The 18,487-nt window shown below is 73.1% G+C and carries 16 protein-coding genes; 11 read left to right on the forward strand and 5 right to left on the reverse strand.

What is annotated here, in order from left to right:
* Positions 1–3 precede the first annotated feature (3 nt).
* The gene (locus ACZ44S_RS18880) at positions 4–1,359 is read right to left on the reverse strand and encodes an aminotransferase class III-fold pyridoxal phosphate-dependent enzyme (protein ID WP_466930387.1); all 1,356 of its coding nucleotides are present in this window, start codon (positions 1,357–1,359) and stop codon (positions 4–6) included.
* Positions 1,360–1,536: 177 nt separating this feature from the next.
* Between ACZ44S_RS18880 and ACZ44S_RS18885 the strand changes: the two genes are divergently transcribed.
* From ACZ44S_RS18885 to ACZ44S_RS18895, 3 genes are all read left to right on the forward strand, one after another.
* Complete coding sequence (locus ACZ44S_RS18885; protein WP_466930389.1) at positions 1,537–2,142, forward strand: DJ-1/PfpI family protein; 606 nt, start codon at positions 1,537–1,539, stop codon at positions 2,140–2,142.
* Entirely contained in the window at positions 2,139–2,609 is a 471-nt protein-coding gene (locus tag ACZ44S_RS18890; protein ID WP_466930392.1) for a MarR family winged helix-turn-helix transcriptional regulator, read from the forward strand. Before ACZ44S_RS18885 ends, ACZ44S_RS18890 begins: the two co-directional genes overlap by 4 nt.
* Before the next feature lie 77 nt (positions 2,610–2,686).
* Positions 2,687–5,050, forward strand: coding sequence for a serine/threonine-protein kinase (locus ACZ44S_RS18895; protein WP_466930683.1), 2,364 nt, complete (start codon positions 2,687–2,689; stop codon positions 5,048–5,050).
* Between the two features lie 22 nt (positions 5,051–5,072).
* Here ACZ44S_RS18895 and ACZ44S_RS18900 read toward each other — a convergent pair whose 3' ends face one another.
* A complete protein-coding gene (locus ACZ44S_RS18900) occupies positions 5,073–5,819 on the reverse strand; it encodes an SLATT domain-containing protein (protein ID WP_466930395.1) in 747 nt (248 codons plus the stop codon).
* A 307-nt stretch (positions 5,820–6,126) separates the two neighbouring features.
* On the opposite strand from ACZ44S_RS18900, the gene ACZ44S_RS18905 reads away from it, so the two are divergent.
* The 3 genes from ACZ44S_RS18905 (at position 6,127) to ACZ44S_RS18915 (ending at position 7,788) form a co-directional block, all read left to right on the forward strand.
* Positions 6,127–6,468: a YbaB/EbfC family nucleoid-associated protein gene (locus ACZ44S_RS18905; protein ID WP_078903235.1), complete on the forward strand. Its 342-nt coding sequence runs from the start codon at positions 6,127–6,129 to the stop codon at positions 6,466–6,468.
* Positions 6,469–6,536: 68 nt separating this feature from the next.
* Positions 6,537–7,136 carry a recombination mediator RecR gene (gene recR / locus ACZ44S_RS18910; RefSeq protein WP_030863096.1) on the forward strand — a complete coding sequence of 200 codons (600 nt, stop codon included), beginning with the start codon at positions 6,537–6,539 and terminating at the stop codon, positions 7,134–7,136.
* Positions 7,129–7,788: a DUF5063 domain-containing protein gene (locus tag ACZ44S_RS18915; RefSeq protein ID WP_190164803.1), complete on the forward strand. Its 660-nt coding sequence runs from the start codon at positions 7,129–7,131 to the stop codon at positions 7,786–7,788. Before recR ends, ACZ44S_RS18915 begins: the two co-directional genes overlap by 8 nt.
* 7 nt (positions 7,789–7,795) lie before the next feature.
* On the opposite strand, the gene ACZ44S_RS18920 is transcribed toward ACZ44S_RS18915, so the two are convergent.
* Entirely contained in the window at positions 7,796–8,407 is a 612-nt protein-coding gene (locus ACZ44S_RS18920) for an ankyrin repeat domain-containing protein (protein WP_466930399.1), read from the reverse strand.
* Positions 8,408–8,654: 247 nt separating this feature from the next.
* Here ACZ44S_RS18920 and ACZ44S_RS18925 point away from each other — a divergent pair, with 247 nt between their 5' ends.
* The 4 genes from ACZ44S_RS18925 to ACZ44S_RS18940 all read left to right on the forward strand — a co-directional run bounded on the left by ACZ44S_RS18925 (position 8,655) and on the right by ACZ44S_RS18940 (position 13,376).
* Positions 8,655–9,932, forward strand: a complete 1,278-nt coding sequence (locus ACZ44S_RS18925; RefSeq protein ID WP_190164805.1) for an aspartate kinase — start codon at positions 8,655–8,657, stop codon at positions 9,930–9,932.
* Positions 9,932–11,005 (forward strand): aspartate-semialdehyde dehydrogenase, encoded by a 1,074-nt coding sequence (locus tag ACZ44S_RS18930; RefSeq protein WP_466930405.1) that lies wholly within the window; start codon positions 9,932–9,934, stop codon positions 11,003–11,005. The genes ACZ44S_RS18925 and ACZ44S_RS18930 overlap by 1 nt, the downstream gene beginning before the upstream one ends.
* A gap of 497 nt (positions 11,006–11,502) precedes the next feature.
* Positions 11,503–12,078 (forward strand): SigE family RNA polymerase sigma factor, encoded by a 576-nt coding sequence (locus tag ACZ44S_RS18935; protein WP_466930685.1) that lies wholly within the window; start codon positions 11,503–11,505, stop codon positions 12,076–12,078.
* Positions 12,075–13,376, forward strand: a complete 1,302-nt coding sequence (locus ACZ44S_RS18940; protein WP_466930409.1) for a hypothetical protein — start codon at positions 12,075–12,077, stop codon at positions 13,374–13,376. Before ACZ44S_RS18935 ends, ACZ44S_RS18940 begins: the two co-directional genes overlap by 4 nt.
* On the opposite strand, the gene ACZ44S_RS18945 is transcribed toward ACZ44S_RS18940, so the two are convergent.
* Entirely contained in the window at positions 13,343–14,206 is an 864-nt protein-coding gene (locus tag ACZ44S_RS18945; RefSeq protein ID WP_466930412.1) for an SURF1 family protein, read from the reverse strand. The two genes, ACZ44S_RS18940 and ACZ44S_RS18945, sit on opposite strands and share 34 nt — an antisense overlap.
* Positions 14,207–14,385: 179 nt before the next feature.
* On the opposite strand from ACZ44S_RS18945, the gene ACZ44S_RS18950 reads away from it, so the two are divergent.
* Positions 14,386–16,236, forward strand: a complete 1,851-nt coding sequence (locus tag ACZ44S_RS18950; RefSeq protein WP_466930415.1) for a S9 family peptidase — start codon at positions 14,386–14,388, stop codon at positions 16,234–16,236.
* A 210-nt stretch (positions 16,237–16,446) separates the two neighbouring features.
* Here ACZ44S_RS18950 and ACZ44S_RS18955 read toward each other — a convergent pair whose 3' ends face one another.
* Positions 16,447–18,372 (reverse strand): NAD-binding protein, encoded by a 1,926-nt coding sequence (locus tag ACZ44S_RS18955; RefSeq protein ID WP_466930687.1) that lies wholly within the window; start codon positions 18,370–18,372, stop codon positions 16,447–16,449.
* Positions 18,373–18,487 lie beyond the last annotated feature (115 nt).

Raw genomic sequence — 18,487 nt, forward strand, 5'->3', positions numbered from 1 at the left:
CGGTTACTCCACGTAGCCGTCCGCCACGGTGAGGGCCGCGTCCAGCGCCGCCAGCCCTTCCTTCAGCTCCGCCTCGCTCGCGTTGCACGGCGGCACCACATGGGTACGGTTCATGTTCACGAAGGGCCAGATGCCGCCCTCCTTCGCGGCGGCGGCGAAGGCGGCCATCGGGGCGTTCGCCTCACCGGCCGCGTTGTACGGCACCAGCGGCTCCCGGGTCTTCCGGTCGCGCACCAGCTCCAGCGCCCAGAACATGCCGACGCCGCGGACCTCGCCCACGCAGGGGTGCCGCTCGGCCAGCTCCCGCAGCCCCGGCCCGACGACGGAGGCGCCGAGGGCCGCCGCGTTCTCGACGACGCCCTCCTCCGCCATGACGTTGAGGGTCGCCACGGCGGCGGCGCAGGCCAGCGGGTGTCCCGAGTACGTCAGGCCGCCCGGGTAGGGCCGCTTGGCGAAGGTCTCGGCGATGGCTCCGTTGATGGCGACACCGCCCAGCGGCACATAGCCGGAGTTCACGCCCTTCGCGAAGGTCATCAGGTCCGGCACGACGTCGTACAGGTCCGCCGCGAACCACTTCCCGGTCCGCCCGAACCCGGCCATGACCTCGTCGAGGACGAGGACGATGCCGTACGTGTCGCACAGCTCGCGGACACCGGCCAGGTAGCCGGCGGGCGGCAGCATGATGCCGGCCGTTCCCGGAACGGTCTCCAGGATGATCGCGGCGACGGTCGACGGCCCCTCGAAGGCGATCGTCGTCTCCAGGTGCTCGAGCGCCCGCGCGCACTCCTGCTCCTCGGTCTCGGCGTAGAAGCGCGAGCGGTACAGGAACGGCGCCCAGAAGTGCACGACCCCGGCCGTGCCGCTGTCGGAGGCCCAGCGGCGGGGGTCGCCGGTGACGTTCACGGCCTGCTGGGTGCCGCCGTGGTACGAGCGGTAGGCGGAGAGCACCTTGGGGCGCCCGGTGTGCAGGCGCGCCATGCGCAGGGCGTGCTCGACGGCGTCGGCGCCGCCGTTGGTGAAGAAGATCTTGTCCAGGTCGCCCGGGGTCCGCTCGGCTATCAGCCGGGCCGCCTCCGAGCGCGCCTCGACGGCGAACGCGGGCGCGAACGTCGTCATCCGGGCCGCCTGCTCCTGGATGGCGGCGACGACCTTCGGGTGCTGGTAGCCGATGTTCGTGTAGACGAGTCCGCTGGCGAAGTCGAGATAGCGCCTGCCGTCGTAGTCCCAGAAGTACGACCCCTCCGCCCCGGCGACGGCGAGCGGGTCGATGAGCTCCTGCGCGGACCAGGAGTGGAACACATGCGCACGGTCGGCGGCCTTGACGGCGGCGCCGGCCTCGGGGTTCGGCTGAGGGGTCATGCCGCCGAGGGTAGGCGGGGGCGGCGGGTCCGCGACATCGGCGGCCTGTCTGCGGTCGGGGGGTTTCCGCGACATGTTGTCGACGGCTCCGGAAGATGATTGACAGCATATGTCGTCATGACAGACTGCTGTCATGTCCGGGGAGGCCCGACACTCGCCACCACCAAGGGAGCGGTCATGACCCGCAAGCCCGTGCACCTCGCCCTCTACGACACCTACGCCGACTGGGAGACCGGTCACACCACCGCCCACCTCGCGCTCGCCGGCTACGAGGTGCGGACCGTCACCCCGTCCGGAGCGCCCGTCACCAGCGCCGGCGGACTCCGGGTGCTGTCCGACCTCGCGCTCGGCGACCTGCGCCCCGAGGACAGCTCGCTGCTGATCCTCACCGGCGCCGCCCGCTGGGACGAGAGCGACGACCTCGCCCCCTTCGCCCGCACCGCCCGTGCCTTCCTCGACGCCGGTGTGCCCGTCGCCGCGATCTGCGGGGCCACCGCCGGGCTCGCCCGGGAAGGACTGCTCGACGACCGCGCGCACACCAGTGGTGCGGCCCCCTACCTCGCGATGACCGGATACGCGGGCGCCGGGCGGTACGTCGAGGCCGACGCCGTCACCGACGGCGGACTCGTGACCGCGGGACCCACCGAGCCCGTCGCCTTCGCCCGCGAGGTCTTCCGGCTGCTCGGCGCCTACGACGACAAGGTGACCGACGCCTGGTACCGGCTGTTCCACGACTCGGACCCGGAGGCGTACGCCGCGTACGAGGAGGCGCTGAGCCGGTGAGCCGTGAACGGCAGGACCTGCTCAGCCGGGGCGCGCTCGGCACCTTCCGGCTGAACGGCCAGTTCCTCGCGGTCGCCGAGAACCTGGCCCGCCCCGCCGGGATCACCGCCGCCTGGTGGCAGGTGCTCGGCGCGATCCTCGGTGAGCCGCTGCCGGTCTCCGGGATCGCCAGGGCCATGGGCATCACCCGGCAGAGCGTGCAGCGCATCGCCGACCTGCTGGTGCAGCGCGCACTCGCCGAGTACCGGCCCAATCCGGCCCACCGCCGCGCCAAACTCCTCGCCCCGACCGACGAGGGCCGGGCCGCGGTCCGCCGCATCGACCCCGGTCACGCGGCCTTCGCGGAACGGCTCGCCCAGGCGTACGAGAAGGCGTACGGGGAGGAGGAACTCGCCCGGGCGGTAGAGGCGTTGGAACGGCTGTCCGAAGTGCTCGACGCGCTCGGCCCGCCTGTTACGGAACCGTAGACAACGCCCATCCACCCGGGCACCGGCCCGCCACTATCCTCGATCTGTTGCTCACTGCAGGGGGAGGCGGCGCGGCGATGGACAAGCTCGGGGCCGGGGATCCGCAGAGAATCGGGGCGTACCGGCTGCTGGCGCGGCTCGGCGCCGGCGGCATGGGGCAGGTCTACCTCGCGCGTTCCGACCGGGGGCGCACGGTCGCCGTGAAACTGGTCCGGGCGGAGCTGGCCCGGCAGGAGGAGTTCCGGGCGCGCTTCCGCCAGGAGGTGCGGGCCGCCCGGCAGGTCGGCGGCGACTGGACGGCGCCCGTGCTGGACGCGGACACCGAGGCGTCCGTGCCCTGGGTGGCCACCGGGTATGTCGCCGGGCCCAGCCTCCAGCAGGTGGTCGGGCACGATCACGGGGCGCTGCCCGAGCGTTCGGTGCGCATCCTCGGCGCCGGTCTCGCGCACGCACTGAAGGACATCCACGCCGCCGGGATCGTCCACCGCGATCTCAAGCCGTCCAACGTCCTCGTCACCATCGACGGTCCGCGCGTCATCGACTTCGGGATCGCGCGGGCGCTGGAGACGGTGACCGACGGCGGGCTCACCCGCACCGGCGCGCTCGTCGGTTCGCCCGGCTTCATGGCCCCGGAGCAGGTGCGCGGTGACCGCATCACCCCGGCCTGCGACGTGTTCTGCCTCGGCTCGGTGCTCGCGTACGCCGCGACCGGCGCGCTTCCCTTCGGCACCGCCAACAGCGGGGTGCACGCCCTGATGTTCCGCATCGCCCAGGAGGAACCCGACCTGGAGCGGGTGCCCGAGGGCCTCGCCGAGCTCGTACGCGACTGTCTGCGGAAGGACCCGGCCGCGCGGCCCACCCTCGACCAGGTGCTGCAGCGCACCGGCGCGGAGGACACCGTCGTCGACGGCCGCTCCCGCGACCCCTGGCTCCCGAGTGCCCTGGTCGCCCAGCTCGGCCGTCACGCCGTACGCCTGCTCGACGCGGAGGACCCGGAGGCGCCCGAGCCCGCGCCGGGGCCGGCACCGGGCGGGCAGCCGGGTGCGGCCGGGCCGGGCGTCGGGCAGCCGGGTGCGGCTCTTCCCGGTGTGCCGGTGGGGTGGCAGCCGGTCGGTGGTGCTGCGCCGCCCGCGGACGGGCAGCCGGGGGCGCAAGGGTCAGGCGTTCCTGCCGGGCAAGGCGTCGGGCAGCAGGTGCCGCCCGGGCCGGGGCATGCGGCGGTGCCCGCCGCCGGGCACCCGGGGCCGGGGCAGCCTGTTGCGGGGCAGTCGGCCGTTTCCGGTGCGCCGGGTGCGGACCGGCCGGGCGGTGTGCCTGCGCCTCCCGGCGCCGGGCAGTCGGCTGTGCCCGGGGCGGCTGTTCCCGGTGGGCCGGGTGCGCGGCAGCCAGGTGGCGGTTCTGCGCCGTCCGCCGACGGGCAGCCGGGGGCGCCCGGGCCGGGCGCGGAACGGCAGGTTCCGCAGGGGTCCGCGCACTCTGCGGTGCCCGCCGCCGGGTCGACCGGGCCGTCCGGGGCGGGCCCCGCCGCCGCACCGGACCGCACCGGGGACCCCGGCGCCGAGCTTCCGGGCGGTACCCCGGAGCACGCCCGGGCGGCCGACGACTCCGCCGCGCCGCCGGCCCCCGCCCCGCCGCCGCCGGGACAGCCGGGCGTGAACCACCTCCCCACCCTGGTCGCCGGCCAGAACACCCCCACCCCGCCCCCCGGCCCCACCCCCGGCGGTGCGTACGGCCATGCCCAGCAGCACCCCCAGCCGCCCGCGTACGGCTACCCGTACCACGGCTACGGGGCGGGCCAGACCCCGCCGTACGGCCCGCCGCCGTTCGGGTCCCTGCCGTATGGACCGGCGTCCGAGCCGCGCAGGGACGGCCGCTCCACCGCGCTGCTCGTCGTGATCGCACTGGTCGTCGCCCTCGCCGCGGGCGGCACCGTGTACGCGCTGATGAGCGGCGGCGACGGCGACCAGCGCGCCGGCGGCGACCCGTCGGCCCCCTCCTCGCCGAGCGGCGCGCCCCCGAGCACGGAGCCGAGCACACCCGGCAGCGGGCCGTCGGCCGACACCGGGCAGCCGAGCACCTCGGCGCCGGCGGACGGCACCGTCCCCACGGAGTTCCTCGGCAGCTGGTCCACCACGATCGACAACGCGAGCGGGCAGCACAGCCGCCGGCTGACCGTCCAGCAGGGCGAGGTCGGCGACACGGTGATGTCCCTCGTCGCCGACGGGCCCACCGGCAACGGCACCTACCACTGCGTCTTCGAGGCCCGGCTCACCGGCAGCTCCGGCGGCACACTGGACATCGGCCCGTCGTCCGTCACGGTCGGCCGGCCGCGCAGCGCCTGCACCCCGGGTTCCGCGAGCGAGATCACCCTGCTTCCCGACGGCTCCCTGAGGCGCGTGAGCACCGGCAACGGCGAACAGCTCACCTACACCCGCGACTGACAGGACCCGCGCCCGGTGCGGCTCAGCGGGGCTCGGGCGGGCGCTGCCTCGGCATGTTAGGGCGCGCCGGTCCCGGCGGGGACGGAAAACGGCCGTGCGGCACGGGGCCCTCCGGGCGCCCCGCTCCCGCCAGTGCCGTCTGGACGCCCAGCGGCGCGCCACCGCTGCGGAACTCCACCATCCAGTCCGCCGTCTCGACGCGCACCAGCTCCGTCACGTCCTCCGAGAAGCGCCGCAGCACCGACAGGCACCGCTCGGCCGCCTCGCTCGCCGTGCCCTCCGTCGGGCCCAGCACCTCGCGGATGCACTCCGACGCCCAGTCGAACTGGAACGTCTGCAGCCGCCGGTGCACGGCCTGCGCCGTCGCCACGTCCCGCATCCAGCCGGACGTCATCCCGAAGAACCGGTCCCCGGCGACACACGCCACCGCAAGCAGCAGCGCCACATATCCCCAGGGCGCGGACCCGTCGGCCACCCGGGTCAGATCGAGCAGCGGCAGCGCGGCCCCGGCCAGCGCGCCCGCCGCGGTCCCGGTCCGCAGCGCCCACGCGCACCGCCGTTTCCACGCCCGGTCCTCGAGATACCAGGCGGCGGTGTCCAGCGCGCCGCGCTCCACCCACCGGTACAGCTCGTCCAGCCGGGCCGCCGGTTCGCCCCAGTCGCCGAGCGGGAACTCCCGCCCGGTCGGATCGCCCGGCCGCGGTCCGGCCGCCCCCTCGCCCCGCCGGTCCTGAGGCCGACCCTCGGGCTGCATCTCCGGCTGACCCACCCGGTATCTCCCTACTGAGCTGACCCCTGCTGACCCCTGCCGACCCTGCCCAACACCTTCCGTACGCGCGCTGTGACACATCGTGTCCGTCGCGTCGACCCTTCCTACCGCCCAATGGGTGGCCGCGTCGGGGGTTCGTCCCTTCTTTCCCCCGGAAGAAGGCCGTGATCAGGTATAGGGCCCTCAGCCGAACTCACCCGAAAGAGTGCTGGGGCGACGCCCGTCCGGACCACGTAGGCTCGTGCCGAACGGCAAAACCGTGAGAACTCCGAAACACGGACCGACGGACCGACCAAGGAGCTGAATCGTGATCCCCGGTGGTGGTCAGCCCAACATGCAGCAGTTGCTCCAGCAGGCCCAGAAGATGCAGCAGGACCTGGCCAGGGCGCAGGAGGAACTGGCGCGCACGGAGGTCGACGGCCAGGCGGGCGGCGGTCTGGTGAAGGCCACCGTCACCGGCTCCGGCGAACTGCGGGCGCTGAAGATCGACCCGAAGGCGGTGGACCCGGAGGACACCGAGACCCTCGCGGACCTGGTCGTCGCGGCGGTCCAGGCGGCCAACGAGAACGCCCAGGCGCTGCAGCAGCAGAAGCTCGGCCCGCTGGCCCAGGGACTCGGCGGCGGCGGTATCCCCGGTCTCCCCTTCTGACCTTTCTCAGACGGCCCGCGGGCCTCTACGGTACGTACTGAAGACACACCAGGAAGGACGGCAGTCCGTTGTACGAAGGCGTGGTCCAGGACCTCATCGACGAGTTGGGGCGGTTGCCCGGCGTCGGTCCCAAGAGCGCGCAGCGGATCGCCTTCCACATCCTGCAGGCGGAACCGACGGACGTGCGGCGCCTCGCGCACGCGCTGATGGAGGTCAAGGCGAAGGTCCGCTTCTGCGCGACCTGCGGGAACGTCGCGCAGGAGGAGCAGTGCAACATCTGCCGCGACACCCGCCGCGACCCGGCCGTCATCTGCGTCGTGGAGGAGCCGAAGGACGTCGTGGCCATCGAGCGCACCCGTGAGTTCCGCGGCCGCTACCACGTCCTCGGCGGCGCGATCAGCCCGATCGACGGGGTGGGCCCCGACGACCTGCGCATCAGGGAGCTCCTGGCCCGCCTGGCCGACGGCACGGTCACGGAGCTGATCCTGGCCACGGACCCGAATCTCGAGGGCGAGGCCACGGCGACGTACCTCGCCCGCATGATCAAGCCCATGGGCCTGAAGGTCACCCGCCTGGCCAGCGGCCTCCCGGTGGGCGGCGACCTGGAATACGCGGACGAGGTGACCCTCGGTCGCGCCTTCGAGGGGAGACGACTCCTAGATGTCTGACGCCACGCTGCACGCGACGCACCAGAACCCGGACGACTTCGCGGTCCAGATCGCCGACCAGATCGAGAGCTTCCTGGTCGCCGTCACGGAGGTCGCGAAGGGCGACGAGCCGGACTCGGCGGTCCCCTTCCTGCTCCTGGAGGTCTCCCAGCTCCTCCTGGCCGGCGGCCGCCTGGGCGCCCACGAGGACATCGTCCCCGACGAGCGCTACGAGCCCGACCCGGGACCCGAGCCCGACGTGGACCAGCTTCGCGAGAACCTCGCCCGCATGCTGGACCCGATCGACGTCTACTCCGAGGTCTTCGACCCGTACGAGCCCCGCAAGGCGCCCGTCCCGGCCCGCATCTCCGACGACCTCACCGACGTCATCACCGACCTGCGCCACGGCATGGCCCACTACCGCGCCGGCCGCACGTCGGAGGCCCTGTGGTGGTGGCAGTTCTCCTACTTCTCCAACTGGGGCTCCACCGCCTCCGCGACCCTGCGCGCGCTGCAGTCGGTCGTCGCCCACGTCCGCCTGAACCAGCCCCTCGCCGAACTCGACGGCCTCGACACCGACCAGGGCATGGGCGACGACACCCTGGAGTTCGAGGCGGGCAAGGTCATGGCGGAGGAAATCGGCGCCCCCCTGGGCGTCCGCCCGGTCACCTGACACCGGGTCACCCGCCGCGGGCGGTGCGCAGGGCGTCGAGGATCTGTGCGTACTCCTTGGCGCGTTCCGGGTGCCTCGTCGCGTTGGCGTGCGCGTGAGCCGTCGCCCTCGCCGTGGGTTCGGCGCCGCGGCCGAGCAGCAGGCGCACCATCGCCACCCGGCCGGACGAGACCGTCCACTCCAGCGGTGACCAGCCCTTGAAGTCCCGGTCCTCGATGTCCGCGCCGCGGTCCAGCAGCAGTTCCACGACGTCCGTGTGCCCGTGGGTCGCCGCGAGCATCAGAGGGACGTAGGGAATGCGGTTCGCCGGGGCCCGCATGGACACTCCGGCGTCGATCAGGACCTCCACGACCGCCCTGCGGCCGAACATGGCCGCCTCGGCCATCGGCGTCAGGTCGTGGTACGGCCCCGCGTGCCCCGCGGTGTCGGCGTTCGCGTCGAGCAGCAGCCGGACCATCTCCGCGTGCCCTTCCTGCACCGCCAGGTCCAGGGCCGTCCGCCCCTCCCGGTCGATCGCGTCCACGCCGACGCCCGACTCCAGCAGCCGCGTCACCAGCGCGGTGTCGTTGTCCTTCGCCGCCCGGGGCAGCTCGTCCGATCTCTCCGTGGGTCGCGTCATGGAATGATCATGCGGCATCGGAGCGGTGGCCGGATGGTGCCGTCGGGGTGGAGGCGGATTGTGACGCGGGGCACTTTTCCGAGTGGTCCGCGTCGGGATGGGCATGAGCCCCCCTGCAAGAGCGCCGGGGAGTCTCACCATGCGATATCGCGGAGGGGTTTTTCGGACGCTCGATAGACTGAGCCGACCGCAGCGCACACATATGTGGGCGGACTGTGGAAAACGACGGACTGAGCGAGGAGCGCACGTGGGCCTTGTCGTGCAGAAGTACGGAGGCTCCTCCGTAGCCGATGCCGAGGGCATCAAGCGCGTCGCCAAGAGGATCGTGGAAGCCAAGAAGAACGGCCACCAGGTGGTCGCCGTGGTTTCCGCGATGGGCGACACGACGGACGAGCTGATCGATCTCGCCGAGCAGGTTTCCCCCATCCCTGCCGGGCGCGAGCTCGACATGCTACTGACCGCCGGAGAGCGGATCTCCATGGCCCTGCTGGCCATGGCGATCAAAAACCTGGGCCACAACGCCCAGAGCTTCACCGGCAGCCAGGCAGGTGTCATCACCGACTCGGTCCACAACAAGGCCCGCATCATCGATGTCACGCCGGGCCGGATCAAGGCCTCGGTGGACGAGGGCAACATCGCCATCGTCGCCGGTTTCCAGGGCGTCAGCCAGGACACCAAGGACATCACCACGCTCGGCCGCGGCGGCTCCGACACCACCGCCGTCGCCCTCGCCGCCGCCCTCGAGGCCGAGGTGTGCGAGATCTACACGGACGTCGACGGTGTGTTCACCGCCGACCCGCGCGTGGTGAGCAAGGCCCGGAAGATCGACTGGATCGCGTTCGAGGACATGCTCGAGCTCGCGGCCTCCGGGTCCAAGGTGCTGCTCCACCGCTGTGTGGAGTACGCCCGCCGGTACAACATCCCGATCCACGTCCGCTCGTCCTTCAGCGGACTGCAGGGCACGTGGGTCAGCAGCGAGCCGATGAAGCAAGGGGACAAGCAGGTGGAGCAGGCTCTCATCTCCGGTGTCGCGCACGACACCTCCGAGGCCAAGGTCACGGTCGTCGGCGTGCCGGACAAGCCCGGCGAGGCGGCCTCGATCTTCCGCACGATCGCCGATGCCGAGATCAACATCGACATGGTCGTGCAGAACGTGTCCGCCGCCTCCACGGGCCTGACGGACATCTCCTTCACGCTGCCCAAGACCGAGGGCCGCAAGGCCATCGACGCGCTGGAGAAGAACAAGGGCGCCATCGGCTTCGACTCCCTGCGCTACGACGACCAGATCGGCAAGATCTCCCTGGTCGGCGCGGGCATGAAGACCAACCCGGGCGTCACCGCCGACTTCTTCACCGCGCTCAGCGACGCCGGCGTCAACATCGAGCTGATCTCGACCTCCGAGATCCGCATCTCGGTCGTCACGCGCAAGGACGACGTGCCCGAGGCCGTCCGCGCCGTGCACTCCGCCTTCGGCCTGGACTCCGACAGCGACGAGGCCGTGGTCTACGGAGGCACCGGCCGCTGATGGCCGCGACAGCGGGACCCGGACGTTCCGGGCGGCCGACGCTCGCGGTCGTGGGAGCGACCGGGGCCGTCGGCACGGTCATGCTTCAGATCCTGTCCCAGCGGGCGGACGTCTGGGGCGAGATCAGACTCATCGCCTCCCCGCGCTCGGCCGGCCGCAAGCTGGCCGTGCGCGGTGAGGAGGTCGAGGTCGTCGCGCTCACCGAGGACGCCTTCGACGGCGTCGACGTCGCGATGTTCGACGTGCCCGACGAGGTCGCCGAGCGCTGGGCGCCGGTCGCCGCCGCGCGGGGCGCGGTGGTGGTGGACAACTCCGGGGCGTTCCGCATGGACCCGGACGTGCCGCTCGTCGTGCCCGAGGTCAACCCGCACGCCGTACGGCGGCGTCCGCGCGGGATCGTCGCGAACCCGAACTGCACCACCCTGTCGATGATCGTCGCGCTGGGCGCGCTGCACGCCGAGTTCGGCCTGCGCGAGCTGGTCGTCTCGTCGTACCAGGCGGTCAGCGGCGCCGGACACGCGGGCGTGCGCACGCTGCGCGAGCAGCTGTCCCTGGTGGCCGGCACGGAGCTGGGGACGAGCCCCGGCGACGTGCGGCGGGCCGTGGGGGACAACACCGGGCCGTTCCCTGAGCCGGTCGCGCTGAACGTCGTGCCGTGGGCCGGGTCGCTGCGCGAGGACGGCTGGTCGTCGGAGGAGATGAAGGTGCGGGACGAGACCCGCAAGATCCTGGGCCTGCCCTCCCTGCCCGTGGCGGTCACCTGTGTCCGCGTCCCCGTGGTCACCACGCACTCCCTCACCGTGCACGCCCGCTTCGAGGGCGAGGTCACCGTCGACAAGGCGCGCGAGATCCTCGCCACGGCACCCGGCGTGGTCCTGTTCGACAACCCGGCCGCGGGGGAGTTCCCCACCCCCGCCGATGTCGTCGGCACCGACCCGACCTGGGTCGGACGGGTACGGCGGGCCCTGGACGATCCCACGGCGCTGGAGCTCTTCGTGTGCGGGGACAACCTGCGCAAGGGAGCGGCGCTCAACACCGCGCAGATCGCCGAACTCGTGGTCGTCGAACAGTGAAAAGTTCTGGATCACACAGGAATCATTTGTAGGATCTGTGTAAGTCTTGTGAGCCGCGGTTCTCGGTCTGGACCACTTGAAACGTGTCCGTCCGGCCATCGAGGATTGCATGAGGATGCACCTCCCCGCCTTCTGCAACCAAGCAGAGGGCGGGGAGCGTCTTTGCGGTCACCCTTTCCGGGGCGTGGGGACGCTGCCTTTCAGACGTGGGGACGTCTGGAACCGGGCGTGGGGACGCCCGTTCGTATGGGACACAGGGGAAGAGCGGGACGCATGAGGGCTTTGGAAGCGCTTACGGTGGTGCTGCCTGACGCGGGCGGGCGGGCGGCCGTACCGGCCGCCGCAAAAGTGACGCCCGGCACGTACAACCCTTACGGGGGGAAGCGTGTCCAACTGACGTGGCTGAGGTACTCGACTTCACAGCGCCGCGTGGCACGGCCCTCCGGCCGCCACGCCAGGCTCTCCGACCCCGCATGCCCGGCGCGTCCGGCGGCGGCATGCCGGTGATCGCACCCATGCCCGCCGCGCGCCCCGCCCGCATACCAGGTCAGCGTGACGGCGCGGACGACGCCGTCGCTGCCGGCACCACCGTCGACCACCTCACCGAGACCTACCGCGCGCACTACCGCTCGCTGCTGGGACTCGCGGCGCTCCTCCTCGACGACACCGCCTCCTGCGAGGACGTCGTCCAGGAGGCGTTCATCCGCGTCCACTCCGCCCGCAAGCGCGTCCGTGACCCGGAGAAGACCCTGGCCTACCTGCGCCAGACGGTCGTCAACCTGTCCCGTTCCGCGCTGCGCCGCCGCATCCTCGGCCTCAAGCTGCTCTCCAAGCCCATGCCCGACATGGCGAGCGCGGAGGAGGGCGCCTACGACCAGCTGGAGCGCGATTCCCTCATCAAGGCGATGAAAGGGCTCCAGCGCCGTCAGCGCGAGGTGCTGGTGCTGCGCTACTTCGCGGACATGACCGAGGCGCAGGTCGCCGAGACGCTCGGCATCTCGCTGGGCTCGGTGAAGGCGTACGGCTCGCGCGGTATCGCGGCCCTGCGGCTGGCCATGGAGACCCCGGCATGAGCGAGGCCAGGGACGCGCGGCACGAGGACCGTGAGCCGGAGGGCTCGCCCGCCTCCGACGCCGCACCGACGTCCGAGGACGGCGCGGTGCCCGGCGGGGACGGCGTGCGGTCCGGGGCGGAGGGCGCGCGGTCCGACGAGGGCGGTGCGCGGTCCGGTGAGGGCGGTGCGCGGTCCGGTGAGGGCCGGTCCGGGGCCGGGACGCCGCACGAGCAAGAGCTGAAGCAGACGCACGCTGGGAACGGAACTGTGAACGACGGCCGGGACGAACAGGGCCCCGAGGGGCTCGGCTCGGACGAGCTGGAACTGCGCAGCCTGCTGCACCAGGCGGTGCGCGAGGTGGAGCCGGGCGACGGCACCCTGGAGTATCTGCGCCGGGCGGTCCCGGCCCGCCGGGCACGCAAGCGCCAGGCCCTGGTGGGCATGGCCGCCGCCGCCCTCTTCGTGGGCACCGCGGTCCCCGCCCTCGTCCACGTCTCGACCAGCTCCGGCTCCGACGCCAACCCGTCCGCGGTCGGCCACGCCTCGCAGACGCAGGGCGGCACAGGACGGGGCGAGGACCAGGGCGGTGGCGAAAGCACCGCGGGCGGGCCCTCGAACGAGGTCGAGGGCACCGGCAAGGGTGACAAGAAGGACGAGGACAAGAGCGGCGGGAGCACCGGTTCCGGCGCGGGCACGACCGAGGGCGCCGACCCCACGGCGGGCACCTCGGCCCAGGCGCCCGTCTGCACCGCCGCCCAGCTCGGACCGGCGGTCGCGAGCAGCGCCGCTCCCGAATCCACGGGCGCCGTCTACGGCTCCTTCCGGGTCACCAACGTCTCCACCGCGAGCTGTACCGTCGACGGCCCCGGCGTCCTGAACGTCACCCCCCAGGGCGCGGCCTCCGCCGGCAAGGTGAGCTCGACGCGGCATGTGGCGGGCGACGCGGCGGCCGGACTGCCCGACCCCTCCCTCGAGTCCGCGCAGCAGGTGCTCGAACCGGGCGCGGCGTACGAGGTGCAGTTCGCCTGGGTGCCCTCCGAGACCTGCCCCACCCCGGGCGACACCGTGGGCGGCGGCACCAGCGGCCCCTCGGCCGAACCGACGCCCAGCGGCGACCCGACGACCACGGCCGGCGCCTCCGCGGGGACCTCCGACAGCGGCACGGGCACTCAGCTGGTCGCGGAGGACGGCGGCGCCGAGGGCAGCGTGGCGGTGACGTACACGGCGTCGACGGGCTCGAGCTCGGCCACCACGACGGTGAGCAACGCCTGCGCGGGCACGGTCTACTGGACGGGGCTGCTGACGCCCGTCGGCTGACGGGGCGTGTCGTTGCCGCCGTCCTCGTCCGAGCCGTCCTCGTCCGGGGCGTCCTCGTCCGGGGCGTCCTCGTCCGGGATCAGGCCCAGTTCCGCGTCGCGGGCGAGCTCCACCTCGCGGCGCAGCAGACGGAACCACATGAAGATCACGAAGCCGACGAAGGCGAACCACTCGGCGGTGTAGCCCAGGTTCTGGAACGCCTTCAGGTCCAGCCCCGTGCCGTCCGGCGCGGACGCCGGTACCGCCTTCATCCCCGCGTCCCCGCGGTTGAGCGTGACCCAGCCGTCGTAGACGTCGTACGGCACCAGGTTCACCAGTGAGGCCGCGCTGATCGCGGACGTCTGTCCCTCCGGAAGGCCGCCGCGGGCGCTGACGCCGTTGCTGCCGGGTGTCTCGGACGCCTGGAGCGCGCCGGTGACGGTGACCTCACCGGTCGGTGCCGGGGGCACGTCGGCCGGGTCGGGGGTACCGGGCAGCCAGCCCCGTACGACGGGCAGCGCGCGGCCGGTGTCGGTGCGCAGCAGGGTCAGGACGTAGTAGCCGTCCCTGTCGTCCAGCTTCCGGTCGGGCACCAGCAGCTGGGTGTCGTACCGGCCGCTCGCGGTGGTCTGCTTGCCGGAGGTGGCCTTGGTCACCGGCAGCAGGTCGTCCAACGGCCGGGCCGCCTCCCGCTTGTCGGTGGCGATCCGGGCCTCGGCGTCGCGGTGGCTGTCCACCCGGTCCTCGAACCTGCCCAGCTGCCAGGACCCCATGAAGATGCAGAAGGGGATGGAGAGCAGCAGGAAGACGTTGATCCCCCACCAGCGGGGCGTCAGCAGAAACCGGTACACGCCCTCAACGGTACGGGCCCGCGGGCGGTTCCCGTGTCGCGGGGTCGGCTCGCGGAGGAGGCGCGTCCGGCGGGTCGGACCGGGCGGAGCCGGGGGGCCGGTGAAGGATCCGGGGGAAGTTGTCCACAGGCTGGGGACCTCTGCCGCACGATGTCCCCCGAGGCGGGCAGTATGGGGTCATGACTGAGAGCAACGGGTCCGAGGCGCCGGACCGGGCGGACCACCAGACCGATCGAATGGAACAGGGCGCCGCGGACATGCCCGACTGGGAGAAGCGCTTCCGCGCGCCCCGGGTGTCCCTGCCCGACTGGGCCGAGGACGCCCCAGACCGTTCCCTGTTCGTGTCGAACGCGACGGGGACGTACGAGCTGTACGCCTGGGACCGGGCGACCGGTGAGCAGCGCCAGGTGACGGACCGGCCCAACGGCACGACGGACGGGGTGCTCTCGCCGGACGGCGACTGGATCTGGTGGTTCGACGACAAGGACGGCGACGAGTTCGGCGTCTGGCGGCGCCAGCGGTTCTCCGGCGGCGAGGACGAGCTCGCGGCCCCGGGCCTGGACCCGTCCTACCCTGCCGGACTCGCGCTGGGCAGGGACGGCCGTACGGCGGTCGTGGGCCGCTCCACGGACGAGGACGGTACGACGATCCACCTGGTCCGCACCGGTGACGCGCCGGTGGAGCTGTACCGGCACCGCGAGTCGGCGGGCGTCGGCGACCTCTCCCACGACGGTTCGCTGATCGCCGTGGAGCACACCGAGCACGGCGACGCGATGCACTCCGCGCTCAGGGTGATGCGCCCCGACGGCACGACGGTGGCGGAGCTCGACGACACCCGGGGCGGCACCGAGGAGCTCGGTCTGGAGGTGCTGGGCTTCGCGCCGGTCAAGGGGGACACCCGGCTGCTGATCGGTCACCAGCGGCGTGGGCGCTGGGAGCCGCTGGTCTGGGACGTGGCGACGGGGGAGGAGACGGACCTCGTGCTGGAGCTCCCCGGCGACGTGAGCGCCGAGTGGTATCCGGACGGCACCGGTCTGCTCATCGCCCACGGCTTCGAGGCCCGCGGCGAGCTGTTCCGCTACGACCTGACCGAGCGCCGGCTGGTGAAGATCCCCACCCCGCGCGGCGCGGTCTCCGGTGCGACGGTCCGCCCCGACGGCAGCGTGGAGTACCTGTGGTCGTCGGCCGCCGAGCCGCCGGCGGTGCGTTCCACGGCGGGCGGCGTGGTCCTCGACCCGCCGGGGATGAAGTCGCCCGGGTCGGTGCCCGTGGAGGACGTCTGGGTGGAGGGCCCCGGCGGCCGCATCCACGCGCTGGTCCAGAAGCCGGCCGGCACGACTGGTCCGCTCCCGACCGTCTTCGACATCCACGGCGGCCCCACCTGGCACGACAGCGACTCCTTCGCGGCGGGCCCGGCGGCCTGGGTCGACCACGGCTACGCGGTGGTCCGCGTCAACTACCGTGGCTCCACCGGCTACGGGCGCGCCTGGACCGACGCCCTCAAGCACCGGGTGGGCCTGATCGAGCTGGAGGACATCGCGGCGGTCCGCGAGTGGGCGATCACCTCGGGCCTGGCGGACCCCGCCCGGCTGATCCTCACCGGCGGCTCCTGGGGCGGCTACCTGACCCTGCTGGGCCTCGGCACGCAGCCGGACGCGTGGGCGATGGGCATCGCGGCGGTTCCGGTCGCCGACTACGTCACGGCGTACCACGACGAGATGGAAGCGCTGAAGGCGATGGACCGCACGCTGCTCGGCGGCACCCCCGAAGAGGTCCCCGACCGCTTCGAGGCCTCGTCCCCCATCACCTACGTCGACCGGGTGAAGGCCCCGGTCTACATCTCGGCCGGCGTCAACGACCCCCGCTGCCCCATCCAGCAGATCGAGAACTACGTCAAGCGCCTGGAGTCCCGCAACGCGGTCCACGAGGTCTACCGCTACGACGCGGGGCACGGCTCGCTGGTCGTCGACGAACGCATCAAACAAGTCCGACTGGAACTCGACTTCGCCACCAGACACCTCCCCGTCTGACCCCGCCGCCCCACCCGGCCGCCGCAGCTGCGTGCGGTTGTACCCCGCGCAGCTACGCGGGCAGTCGTGCCCGCGTAGCTGCGGGCAGTTGTGCCGCTGGGGCGGCACGGGTGGGCGCAGCGGCACCCCGCAAGCGCGGGGAAGCGAAACCCACCCCCGCCCAGCCCAAGCGCACGGAACCCGAAGCACACCCCCGCCCAGCGGCAAGCGCTACCTCGTGCTCCGGGCCCGCCGCCCCAACAGCTCCGCCAGTCCCCGCCGGGTGGCCGCCAGCACCACCCGATCCCCCGCCCGCAGCACATACGTGTCCGGCAGATCCCACACCAGCCCGCCCCCCGGCGCCTCAGCCACCCCGGCCCCCGCCCCGGCCCCGGCCCTCGCATCCCCTGGTACCGCCGTATCCAGGGCCAGCACCCGCCACGCCCCGGCCCGAAACGCCTCCCCCACCGTCCGCCCCTCCAACTGCGGATGCCCGCCCACCACCACCGCCGCGAACAACAGCACCCGCCGCTCCACCGGGATCGCCCCGAGGATCTGCCGCCCCATCATCGCCCCGGCGAACGCCGGTGCCGCCAGGTGCGACACACTCCGGCTCCGCGTCGGCGCACCGGGGTGCGCCGTCCGCAGCGTCCGGTACACCGCCTTCGCGAAGTCGTCGTCGTACAGCCGCAGTACCGCCCGCAGATCCTGCCGCACGGACCGCGCGTACAGCACCGCCTCCAGATTGGTCGTGTCCACACTGGTCAGCGCGAGCAGCGCGTCCGCGCGATGGATCTTCGCCGACTCCAGTACGCCTTCCTGCGTCACGTCCCCGACCACCACCGGCACCCGCAACCGCCGAGCCACGGCCACCCCGCGCGCCTCCGGGTCCGCCTCCACGCACACCACCGGGATGTGCAGCTCCCGGAGCCGGGTCAGCACCCGCGTCCCGATCTTGCCCAGCCCGAGCAGCACCACGTGCCCGCTCAGCCCGCGCGGCGGCTTGCGCAGCGCCGACGCCGTACGGAACATCCCCAGCGCCTCGAACACCGCCGCCAGCAGGACCGGCAGCAGCAGCAACCCGACCACCATGGACAGCAGTTGGAGCACCTGCCGCCCGGGCGACTTGTTGTGCGCGGGTTCGTTGATGGCGAAGAGGTCCAGCAGCGTCACATAGGTGGCGTGCAGCGGGTTGTCCCGGGTCACCACGGCCAGCGCGACGGCGAGCGCGAGGACCGCGGCGGCCAGCCCCGCCAGCGACCACCGCAGCCGCCGCGAGAACAGCGAGGCGAACGGCGGCCCGCCCCCTCTCACGGCCAACGGCGGCCCGGAGTAGGAGAGCTGCTCCAGCACGACCGTTCCGCGGCCGGTCGCCGCCGCCACCGCCGCCGCGTCGGGCAGCAGTTGCGGCCCCTGCTCGCCGCTGTCCTCCGCGCCCTCGTCACCCGCCGGGTCGTTGCTCGTGGCGGACAGCAGCGCCAGCGTGCACAGCCCCGGGTCGGCGACCTCTCCCGGGCCCGGCGGCCGACGCTCCACCGCCCGCAGCAGCAGCCCGTCGGCGTCGACGACCTTGCTCGTGCCGACGAGCGCGGTGGCGACCAGCGCGGGCGCGGCCGTGTCGGCGTCGGACAGCACGGTCGTGGCGATGTCGGCCCCCGCGGCCCCGCTCCCGCCCGCGCCACCGCCCGCCCGTCCGGCAGTCGCACCGCCCGCCAACTCGGCGGCCTGGTCGAGCAGTTCTTCGATGTGCTGCCCCAGCCGCCGGTTGTACAGCCGCAGCACGAGCCGCAGCCGGGGGTTGAGCCGGCGGGCGTTCAGCGCGGCGCGGATGTTGGTCTCGTCGTCGTCGTACACCAGCGCCAGGGCGGCGGCGCGGTCCACGCCGGCCTCGGCCAGCACGGCCTCGGTCGGCTCGGCGGCCTCGAGCAGCCGCTCACCGGGAGCCAGGGTGTCGTCGGAGCCGCCGCCGCCCCGGTTGTTGACGGCGGTCACGACCCGGTCGAGGAGGGCCGCGGAGACCGCACGGGCCCGCCCCACCATCGGCTGTCGCACACTGCGGCCGGCCGGCGGCACGACGAGGGTCACCTGCTCGCGGTACACGCCCCGGAGTTCGGCGGCGAGGCGGTGCGCCAGTCCGTCGTCGCCGCACACCACCATGTGCGCGGAAGGGTCGCTGGGCAGGGCGGGGTTGGGAAGGAGGCTCACCACGGGGGAAGAGACTGCCTCATCGCGACGGGTGGTTCCAGGGGGACCTGAACGCCCGCGCGCCGTC

It is taken from the genome of Streptomyces malachitofuscus, assembly GCF_055571035.1.